Origin of the sequence: Brasilonema bromeliae SPC951, from assembly GCF_012912135.1 — a bacterium.
GTDB classification, from domain to species: Bacteria; Cyanobacteriota; Cyanobacteriia; order Cyanobacteriales; family Nostocaceae; genus Brasilonema; species Brasilonema bromeliae.
In genome coordinates this window covers 1-10,088 of sequence record NZ_QMEB01000237.1, presented here as the reverse complement: position 1 = coordinate 10,088, position 10,088 = coordinate 1, and the positions used below count along the sequence as shown (strand labels likewise).

Below are 10,088 nucleotides of genomic sequence, written 5' to 3'. Positions count from 1 at the left end.
CCGCTGCGACTGCATCAGGTGTGCGTTCTACTTGAGCCTCAAACAACTGATGAATACATACATCTGTTGGGTAATTGGTAGAAGTATCATTCCATTCCACTACTTGCCGATGTAACTGGGCTGCTGTCAGTACTGGTAAATCTGATAATCTTGCTTGTGGATTTGCAACAATACCCGAGAGCATTGTACGGAAATGCTCTGCCATCCGAGTAATGGTTTCGGCATTGAACAAGTCAGTATTATATTCTAACGACCCCCTCAATTCTGGCTCGCCGTCTACAACCTGCAAGGTCAAATCAAACCTGGCAGTTTGGCTGTGTATGGGGAGCCAACTTAGAGTCAAACCAGGCAGTGTCAAATCCTTCTGAGTGTCTTCCTGCAAGGCAAACATGACCTGAAATAAGGGCGTGTGATTGAGATTTCTCTCTTGGTGAAGTTCTTCCACCAGTTGCTCAAAAGGTATATCTGCATTAGCATACGCACCTATGCACACCTGACGCACTCCACCCAGTAATTCTAAAAAACTTGGATTACCAGAAAGACAGGTACGTAGCACAAGGGTATTGACAAAAAACCCAATCAACCCTTGAATCTCGGTTTGGTTGCGATTCGCAATTGGGGAGCCAACGCAGATATCTTCTTGCCCTGTGTAACGGTATAGTAGGGTTTGAAACGCTGCCAACAACGTCATAAACAGAGTTACCCCCTCCCGATTACTTAGGGATCTGAGCGTATTGGTTAGGGTTGGTGATAGCTTAAAACAGGTAACTGCACCTCGGAAGCTTTGGACTGGGGGTCGTGGACGATCTGTGGGCAAAGCCAACGTTGAAGCGCCTGCCAATTGTTGTTTCCAATAGGAAAGCTGCGTTTTTTGTAGCTCTCCTTGCATCCACTGACGTTGCCAGATAGCATAGTCTGCATACTGAATCGGAAGTTCAGGCAGTGGGGATGTCTTCTCGCAAGACTTGGCTTCGTAGAGTGCTACTAATTCCCGGATCAGCACTCCTATCGACCAGCCATCAACAGCAATGTGGTGGATTGCGAACAGCAACACGTGTTCCTGCAGGCCTGTTTGTAACAGCATAGCTCGTAGCAACGAACCAGATGCCAAGTCAAAGGGTTTTTGAGCTATCTCTGTTGTTAGCTGCTCGATTTGGGCTTGTCGCACTGCTTCTGACATCAAATGCAATTCTACCACTGGTAGCGCTACAGTTATAGTGGGGTGAATGACCTGAACTGCTTGCTCCTCCACTATTTCAAAAGTAGTACGTAGAGCTTCATGACGTTGCACAATATCGTTAAGACTTTGCTCTAGTGCATCGATTTTAAGCGCACCTGTCAACCGTAAACATGCTAGTTCACTATAATGGGGACTGCTAGGTTCTAACTGGTGGAGAAACCACAACCGCTGTTGAGCAAAAGATAGGGGAGCAGGACTTGTTTGAGAACGTCTTGGAATAACCTTTAATTGAGAGTGAGAGTTAACCTCACCCCGCAGCCGCTTTTCGAGAAGTTCCCGCTGCATGGGTGAAAGCTTTGACCGTCGTTTCAAAATTTCATCTTTTTTGTTGTCCATAATCCCCCCTATCAAACTACAAGAACTAGCAATTTTTTCTAATCCATAATTTTGATATTCACATACTCAGGATAGGGTTGAATTCGCGTTAAGTCATTTTCTAAAATTTGCAAATCTCCTTTCTTCTCAGTTTCCTTAAACCCTGCAAATTTATAAGATACGTACATCATACGATTGCGATTATTTGAAACAAACTCAGAACGCAAACGAACCTTGTTGTTTTTAGCCAATGTCATAATATAATTCAGCAGAATTGTGCCGACACCTCTGGACATAACGCGACAAGACATCAGCAAAAGTTTTATAGTCCACACAAACTCTTGGCATTCCACAAGAGCCAAGCCAATTTTACCGTAACTGCCATACTTATCTTCTAAACTGGCAATGAGCAGTTTATGCTTATCTGACTGTCGGAAATGATTCAGTTCATCATAGGAATATGTATAACCAGTTGTATTTAATTGATTAGTTCTGACTGTTAGTTCTTCGGCTCGTTGTAAATCTTCTTCTTGAGCGGAAGACATAGTAAAACACATATTGAGTGTAGCTAAAAATTCTGATTGGGTGCCAACAAATTCTTTTTCGCCATTGTTTCGTTCTATATCACTAATATACATCAACCTTCTCAGTTTTGAATCCTCTGTAATAAAACGAGGATTCATTTCTGGCATATCTAGTAAATGCGCTAGTTCAGCAGCGTTGATACAAAGAACTTCCGGATATGAAAAATTAACTTCTTCGAGTTCAAATAACTGGTCGTCTATAAAAGCAAATGTATCGATACCAAGATTGAGAGACTTAGCAATTTCCTGAATCGAACTAGATTTGGAATTCCAATTAATTTGAGGATACAGAAAATATTCGTGTAAACCAAACTCTTGGAGTTGCTCCATTGCTCTGGTGTAATCATTTTTACTGGCAATAGATTGCAAAATGCCTCGACTGTCCAATGTTTTGATAATATCGACTACCTGAGAGCGCAACTCAACGTGGTCATCCTCTAATAAAACACCATCCCAAATTGTGTTATCTAAATCCCAAACTACACATTTAATAGCTTTTTTATCGGCTTGTTTATAATTTGACAGTTCAGCTTTTGTGCTAATCATCTTCTCACGTCCTTGCCAGTAAGTTTTGAGAAATTACGGCAGGAGTAGGTTGTGACATATACTCCTGATAACCGTAATCAGCGATGGTTATCTGTTGTATTTGCGTACTTCCTTCAATAATTTCCATGATTTTGGCATCTCGTAAATATCTGGCAACAGAATATTCATTGGTGCAACCATTAGCACCGTGGATTTGTACAGCATTATTAGCAACTTTGGTTGCAGTTGTGGATGCAAAATATTTGGCAATTGAAGTCTCAATTATTGAGCTTGGATCGCTGATATCTTTGAGATAGCCAGCTTGATAGCACAGTAATCTTGCTGCTTTTACATTGGCTATCATCTCAGTGATCATTTGTCGAATTAATTGGTGTTCTTTCAAATAAGCTCCGAACTGCTTTCGTTGACTTGTATACTGAATACAAGCTTCTAGACAGGCTTGAGCAATACCCACACAACCCCATGCAACACTGTATCTTCCATAATCCAGTGCAGAGGATGCAACATAGGAGAAACCAAAACCCAACTTACCTACCACATTTTCCTGTGGAATCCGACAATCCCGAAAGTGCAATTCTGCTAACATTGAAGCCCGAACACCCAACATTCCAGAAATGGGTTTTATCAAGAGTCCTGGACTGTTTTTTTCAACTAAAAAAGCAGAAGGTTTCCCTGCACATTGAGCAAACACCAAAAAGACATCAGCAATCTGTCCATAGGTAATCCATTTCTTCTGCCCATTTAAGACATAAGAGTCACCAGAAAGTGTCGCTGTAGTTTCTATACTTTTGGCATCGCTACCCACATTAGGTTCGCTTAAGGCAAAAGCAGCTATAACTTCACCAGATGCTAACTTTGGCAACCAATACTCTTTTTGAGACTTATTGCCCCATTTAGAAACAGCATGAGCAACCATGCAGTGAACTGTGAGCAAACTCCGCAGTGAAGAACATCCCCGTCCAATTTCTTCGTTAAGAAGACCGTAGGTAATAAAGTCCATGCCTATACCACCCACTACTTTGGGTAAAATAGCACCCAAATACCCTTTTTGAGCTAATTTTTCAATGAGCTTTGGAGGAGTACATTCTTCTTGGTCGTAGTGATTCGCATAAGGCATAACCTCGGAGTCTACGAAAGCTCTAAATTGAGCTTGAGCGTCTTTTTGTTGAGTTGTTAACTCTATTTTCATTGTACTATTTAAATGTTTAAATAGGTTGAATTTTTATCTTTTCTATCAAGTTCGAATGATTATTTATCATTGCAGTCCTCGCGTTACCCCTCCCCAACCCTCTCCGAACTCGCGGAGAGGGTTGGGGAGGCGGGTGAGGTTCTTCGTTTTTTATTAAGTTGACTCATTTTTGTACAACGAAAGCTGTCTTGCGTTCAATCAAACGAGTCATCGCATTTATCGTCCTGAAGTTATCAAACTCTAGGTCTTCATTGTCAATACTGATTTGAAATTCTTGTTCCATAAACAAGACGAGTTGCATGGCAAACATAGAATTGACAAAGCCAAGTGCAAAAATATCTTCATCTGGCTGTAAGTCGTAATTGCGGAAAAAACGTGAAAGGAATTCTTTTATTTTTGGTTGTATTTCTTTCATATTTTCAATTTCTCCTTACCAAGGATAGCTAGAAGATTCGTCTTAATTTCTGATTTCAAATTGCTCTATTGTAAGTATAAAAACCTTGTCCACTTTTACGACCATACAATCCTGCATCTACCATTTTCTTCAGCAAGGGACAGGGTCTGTATTTGCTGTCGTTGAAGCTTTCATACAAAACTTCAATTGAGAATAGAATCGTATCCAATCCAATCAAGTCAGCAGTTTCTAGCGGTCCCATTTTATGTCCGAAGCAGGTTTTAAAAATTCTATCTACTTCTGACACTGAAGCAACTTGGTCTTGTATCAAGAAAATGGCTTCATTAATCGTTAACATCAGCACACGATTAGAAACAAAACCCGGCGAGTCATTGACAAGGATGCCTTCCTTACCCATCTGCGCCAACAATTCTTTGGCGGTTGAAATTGTTTCATCAGAAGTATGATACCCGCGAATCATTTCAACCATTGGCTTCATTGGCACGGGGTTCATGAAATGCATACCAATAATCTTATCAGCACGCTTAGTGGCTGAACCAATGCGAGTAATGGAAATGGCAGAGGTATTGGCTGCAAATACAGTTTCCGGGGGACAAATTGCATCAAGCTGCGCGTATATCTCCTTTTTAATATCCCACTTTTCCGTAGCATTTTCAATCACAAATTCTGCAGATTCAAGAAATTTATAGTTAGTAGAAAACTTAATTCGATGCAGAATGTTGTCAGGATTCTCTGCTTTCTCGTTTTTATTGAAAAAACCCTGGAAACGGATATTATTCTTGATTTCCTTTTTTGCTTTATCCAGAATCTCTTCGGAAATATCTACTAGAATCACTTGATGACTAGTTTGGGCGAGGTTTTGCGCTACCCCGATTCCCATTACACCTGCTCCAACTACACCGACTACTTGAATTTTCATCATTTCAACTGACCACACTTTGCTACTAAGATTTTCAACTTCATTCTCGGACGGCGTAAACATTAGCTTCATCCTCTGTTAATTCTTCCAACTCCCTTAAAATCAGGTCTTCAATCATCAAAGCCAACTCGGCTATAGTCGGTGCTTCAAAAATGTGACGTAAAGATAGTTCTACTTGGAAGTCTTTGCGAAGTTGAGAAACGAGTTGGGTAGCTAGTAGGGAGTGTCCGCCCAAGTCAAAGAAGTTATCATTAATACCTACTTGCTCAATACCCAGCAATTCCTGCCAAATATCAGCAATCTTTTGCTCAAGATCACTGCTGGGAGGAACATAGGCAATTCCTAAAATAGGTCTTGGGTGTTTTGGTTTGGATTGCTCAGACGTCTCTAATTTTTCTGAGGAAATGGGTGCTGCAAAACTCTTAAATTTATCAATTACGGTTTGTAGGTTTTGTGTTGAGACAACGACTTGAGGTAGTTTTGTAGATAGAATACGGCTAAACGCATCTACACCTTCTACAAAGCTGATACCGTATCTTTCTCTCATCTGCTTAAACTCAGCTTGGAATTCTGGAACAGCTGACATCAATGAATCTGCCCAGTTGTTACCTTGCCACCAATCCCAGTTAATAGAGACAGTTGGAATTTGCTGTTGGTAAAAATTGTAATGAGCGAAGGCGTCAAGAAAAGCATTCGCTGCACAGTAATCTACCTGACCAAATCCACCTGCGGTAGCAGTGATTGAGGAAAACAAGACTAGAAAATCTAAATTAATATCTTGTAGTACAGCATCTAACACAAGTGTTCCCTTCACTTTAGGTTCAAGAACATTTGTTGCTAATTCGGTTGTTTTGAGTTGAATTAAACCTGCACCTGGAACTCCTGCGGCGTGAATCACTCCATGAATTTCGCCAAAGCGATCGCGTACCTGATTAACTAGAGCTTGCATTTGTTCAAGGTTGGCAACATCTGCTGTCAGGACTAAAACTTCTGCACCTAATTCCTCTAGAATCTGAACTTTTTTGATTTTTGTACTCAACAGATCCTGATCGTCATGACTTGATGACCATTGCTCCCACTCTGCTTTTGGAGGTAATCCCGAACGCCCAATCAGTACAATTTTTGCTTGCACTGTCTTTGCCAAGTGTTCTGCAAATATAAGTCCTATTTCCCCCAATCCACCAGTTATGATATATACGCCTTCTTCTCGTAACCTGGCTGTGGTACTGGTTTGACTTTCTATTGGTAACGCTTCAAAACACTGTACCCATCGCTGATTACCACGATATGCGATGACTTGCTCAGATGTTGAGGCTGCAAGTTCTGTCAAAAGATGGTTTATCAGTTGTTCCCATTGCCTAGTACCTGATTGGGGAAGCTTAATATCAATACTACGGCAAGTAATGTTTGAATATTCCTGAGAAATGACTTTACATGGTCCTAGAATAGTCGCTTTTTCTGGACACAACTCATCTTCATCAAGCAACTGCTGCATATTGTTGGAGACAACATCAATTTGGATAGAGTCAGAAATATTCTGTTCTCCAAGTGCTTGCGCCAGAAACACCAAACTCCAGAAGCCGATATCTTGAGCTTTTTCACAACTTTCAAGTCTCGATGATATATACTCACTGGGTGTAATGTTCCATAAATGAGCAATGATTGTGGGGATTTGACCTAAGTTACGAATGGCTTTTAGTAATGCATCATAGTCATTTTTGTTTTGAGGATTAATGGTATATTCGCACTCACCGCTGTGACAAAATTGCTCTCCAACTTTGACAGTTATAACATTTTGATTCTCACGTTTTAGTTTTTCTAAGATTTGGGTTCCTATGCCGCATGTATCGACAAAAACCAGCCAGCATTGCTTTTCAACTGTTAATCTTCTAGTTTCAAAAGATATAGGTGGTACGGAACGTTTCCAGGAAGGAATGTAAAACCAGTCTTTAATGTCGAGCTTTTGTTCTAATGCTGTTTGGCTCAGATTGACATCGCGTGTATTTTTTTGCGATTCAATCCAGTAACGCTGACGCTCAAAGGGATATGTTGGTAAGGGGATGCGATAGCGACGCTGATGAGCATAAAATCTAGACCAATCTATTTGGACTCCAGATAGCCAAACTTTGCCTAATGTGTTCATTAAGAACGCTACATCTGAGTCTTTTTCTTTAGGATGCGGTAATGAAGACAGCCCTACCGCATCTGAATGCTTAAGAGCGAAGGTACACAAAGTGCGTCCTGATCCTACCTCCAGCAGAATGCGATTTGGTTCTTGCAGTAGTACAGAGATTCCTTGTGAAAAATGAACACAGGAGCGTAGATGTGTCGCCCAGTAATTAGGATCTGTAGCTTGAGATGCTGTAATCCAAGTTCCTGTAACGTTAGAAATAAAGGAAATTTTTGGCGGATGTAATTTGACTTTACTAACTTCCTTCTGGAATCGCTCCAAGATGCGTTCCATCATCGAGGAATGAAAGGCATGGGAAGTAAGCAGACGACGACACTCTATACCTTGGAGCTTGTTTTGAAATGCGTCTATGGCATCATGGGTTCCTGAAACCACACACAAAGCTGGTGCATTACAGGCAGCTAAGGATAATTTTTCATCCAGTAGCGCTCTAACTTCTTCTTCTGGCAATGGTACAGACAGCATGGCACCAGATGGAAGTTGTTGCATCAGTCGCCCACGAGCAGCCACCAGCGCTAAAGCATCAGCAACAGACATCACACCAGCCAAACAAGCGGCGACATATTCCCCAATACTGTGACCAATCATTGCACCTGGAGAAATCCCCCACGACATCCACAACTGAGCCAAAGCATATTCAATGACAAACAACGCTGGCTGAGTGATGTCAGTTTGTTGTAGTTTCTCTGCTGCGACTTTTGACTCAGACTCGTTGGGATAAATGAGCGATCGCAAATCCAATCCCAAATGAGGTTGGAGCAATTGACAACACAAATCGACCTGATCCCGAAAAATCGGCTCACTCTGGTAAAGTTCTTTGCCCATATCCACATACTGAGCGCCCTGTCCAGGAAACATAAAGGCAACAGGGCGCTCCTGAGTTTCCTGAATACCAGTGAGAACTCGCTTTGGATCAACAAGTGCATCAAGAGCATCTTCAATTGAACGGCAAACAACCGTACGCCGATGCTCGAAACCCTGTCTCCCAATCTGCAACGTGTAAGCTACATCCGCGAGGTTTAAATCGGGATGCTGTTGAAGATAATTAGCTAGATTTGCCGTAGCTGTTTCCAGTGCTGAACTTGTCTTGGCAGATAGCATTAACACCTGCCAAGGACGAGATTTTAGAACTATCGGATCCGAGAGTTCTACAACTGGGGCTTCTTCAAGAATGACATGGGCATTAGTTCCACCAATACCAAAGGAACTAACTCCTGCACGTCGGGGAGTGCCATTCGTTTTCCATTCTGAAAGTTTAGTATTGACGTAGAAAGGACTGTTAGCAAAGTCAATCTGGGGGTTGGGTTTCTCGAAATGCAAACTAGGTGGTATTTGTTTGTGTTTGAGGGCTAAAACAGTTTTGATGAGACTTGTTATCCCAGCCGCTGCATCCAGATGACCAACATTAGTTTTCACTGAACCGATCGCACAAAATCCCTTTTTCTGTGTGCTGGCACGAAAAACTTTTGTCAGCGCCGCGATTTCTATAGGATCTCCCAGAGATGTTCCGGTTCCGTGAGCTTCAATATAGGAGACTGTCTCAGGTTCAATTCCAGCTAGAGCTTGAGCCTCTGCAATAGCCTCGGCTTGACCATCCACGCTGGGTGCTGTGTAGCCAACTTTAAGTGAACCGTCATTGTTGATTGCTGAACCTTTAATGACTGCATGGATGCTATCACGGTCAGCTAGAGCATCTGCAAGCCGCTTTAAAACCACCACTCCCACACCATTGCCAACAATTGTCCCCCTTGCCATAGCATCAAAGGCGTGACAGTGACCATCAGGCGATAATATTCCTCCTTCTTGATACAAATATCCTGTTTTTTGGGGCACCCGAATGGAAACTCCACCTACCAATGCCATATCACATTGGTAATTCACCAAACTTTGGCAAGCAAGTGTTGTTGCAACTAATGAGGTAGAACAAGCCGTTTGAACTGTAAAACTTGGTCCAGTGAGATTTAGTTTGTAAGAGACACGAGTGGTGAGGAAATCTTTATCACTGCCAATTAACTTTTGAAAGGTAATTGCTGACCCGATTTGGTCATGGTTTAAGTTAAATGATAAATAATTATTTAGGCTGGCACCCGCATACACTCCAATCCGACTTTCACACCGAGTGGAGTCATAACCAGCATTTTCAAGTGCTTCCCACGCACACTCTAAGAAGAGACGGTGTTGCGGGTCTGTTATTTCAGCTTCTCTATGGTTAAAGCCGAAGAAGGAAGCATCAAACAAATCTGTATCTTCTAAGACAGCACTGACTTTGATATAATTGGGATCACTCACTACAGCAGGATCTATCCCAGAAGATATTAACTCCTCGTCTGTGAAAACAGAAATTGACTCTATCCCAGATCGTAAATTATGCCAAAACTGCTCAATATTTTTGGCACCGGGAAAACGTCCTGCCATGCCAATTATAGCGATGCCTTCCAAGGAATCCAAATTTGTTGCGCTAGCCATAAATCTTTTTGCCTTGCTTGCTTAATTGTTGTTTTTGGCGGTGGTTGATAGCCTGAATCTGCTTTTGAGCGCGATCGCGCATTGATTGGATAGAAGGCACATCCTCCGATTTTTGACTGAAATATTGAGCTAGTGATTTAATAGTTGGATTTTGGAATATTTCTACAATTGATAAATTCTGTTTAAAAACTTCTTGTAATTTGCTATTAACCTGAACTATCAG

The 10,088-nt window shown here is 41.7% G+C and carries 7 protein-coding genes; all 7 read right to left on the bottom strand.

Annotation, left to right across the window (positions count from 1 at the left end):
• Nucleotides 1–1,576, bottom strand: a 1,576-nt coding sequence (locus DP116_RS23535; protein ID WP_246275762.1) for a condensation domain-containing protein, incomplete at its 3' end; no start/stop codon positions are given.
• Nucleotides 1,577–1,614: 38 nt separating this feature from the next.
• A complete protein-coding gene (locus DP116_RS23530) occupies nucleotides 1,615–2,685 on the bottom strand; it encodes an HAD-IIIC family phosphatase (RefSeq protein ID WP_169157473.1) in 1,071 nt (356 codons plus the stop codon).
• Between the two features lie 4 nt (nucleotides 2,686–2,689).
• Nucleotides 2,690–3,874, bottom strand: a complete 1,185-nt coding sequence (locus DP116_RS23525; protein WP_169157472.1) for an acyl-CoA dehydrogenase family protein — start codon at nucleotides 3,872–3,874, stop codon at nucleotides 2,690–2,692.
• Between the two features lie 163 nt (nucleotides 3,875–4,037).
• Nucleotides 4,038–4,289, bottom strand: a complete 252-nt coding sequence (locus DP116_RS23520) for an acyl carrier protein (protein ID WP_048868295.1) — start codon at nucleotides 4,287–4,289, stop codon at nucleotides 4,038–4,040.
• Nucleotides 4,290–4,344: 55 nt separating this feature from the next.
• On the bottom strand, nucleotides 4,345–5,271 hold the full coding sequence (locus DP116_RS23515) for a 3-hydroxyacyl-CoA dehydrogenase family protein (RefSeq protein ID WP_281357467.1): 927 nt from the start codon (nucleotides 5,269–5,271) through the stop codon (nucleotides 4,345–4,347).
• A complete protein-coding gene (locus tag DP116_RS23510) occupies nucleotides 5,249–9,865 on the bottom strand; it encodes a type I polyketide synthase (RefSeq protein ID WP_169157471.1) in 4,617 nt (1,538 codons plus the stop codon). Before DP116_RS23510 ends, DP116_RS23515 begins: the two co-directional genes overlap by 23 nt.
• A partial coding sequence (locus DP116_RS23505; protein ID WP_169157470.1) for an acyl carrier protein occupies nucleotides 9,858–10,088 on the bottom strand: 231 nt, incomplete at its 5' end. The genes DP116_RS23510 and DP116_RS23505, both read right to left, overlap by 8 nt.

What these genes read in the sequence shown, in the direction of transcription:
- DP116_RS23530 (WP_169157473.1), bottom strand. Translation starts at nt 2,685, where the DNA reads ATGATTAGCACAAAAGCTGAACTGTCAAATTATAAACAAGCCGATAAA.
- DP116_RS23525 (WP_169157472.1), bottom strand. Translation starts at nt 3,874, where the DNA reads ATGAAAATAGAGTTAACAACTCAACAAAAAGACGCTCAAGCTCAATTT.
- DP116_RS23520 (WP_048868295.1), bottom strand. Translation starts at nt 4,289, where the DNA reads ATGAAAGAAATACAACCAAAAATAAAAGAATTCCTTTCACGTTTTTTC.
- DP116_RS23515 (WP_281357467.1), bottom strand. Translation starts at nt 5,271, where the DNA reads ATGTTTACGCCGTCCGAGAATGAAGTTGAAAATCTTAGTAGCAAAGTG.
- DP116_RS23510 (WP_169157471.1), bottom strand. Translation starts at nt 9,865, where the DNA reads ATGGCTAGCGCAACAAATTTGGATTCCTTGGAAGGCATCGCTATAATT.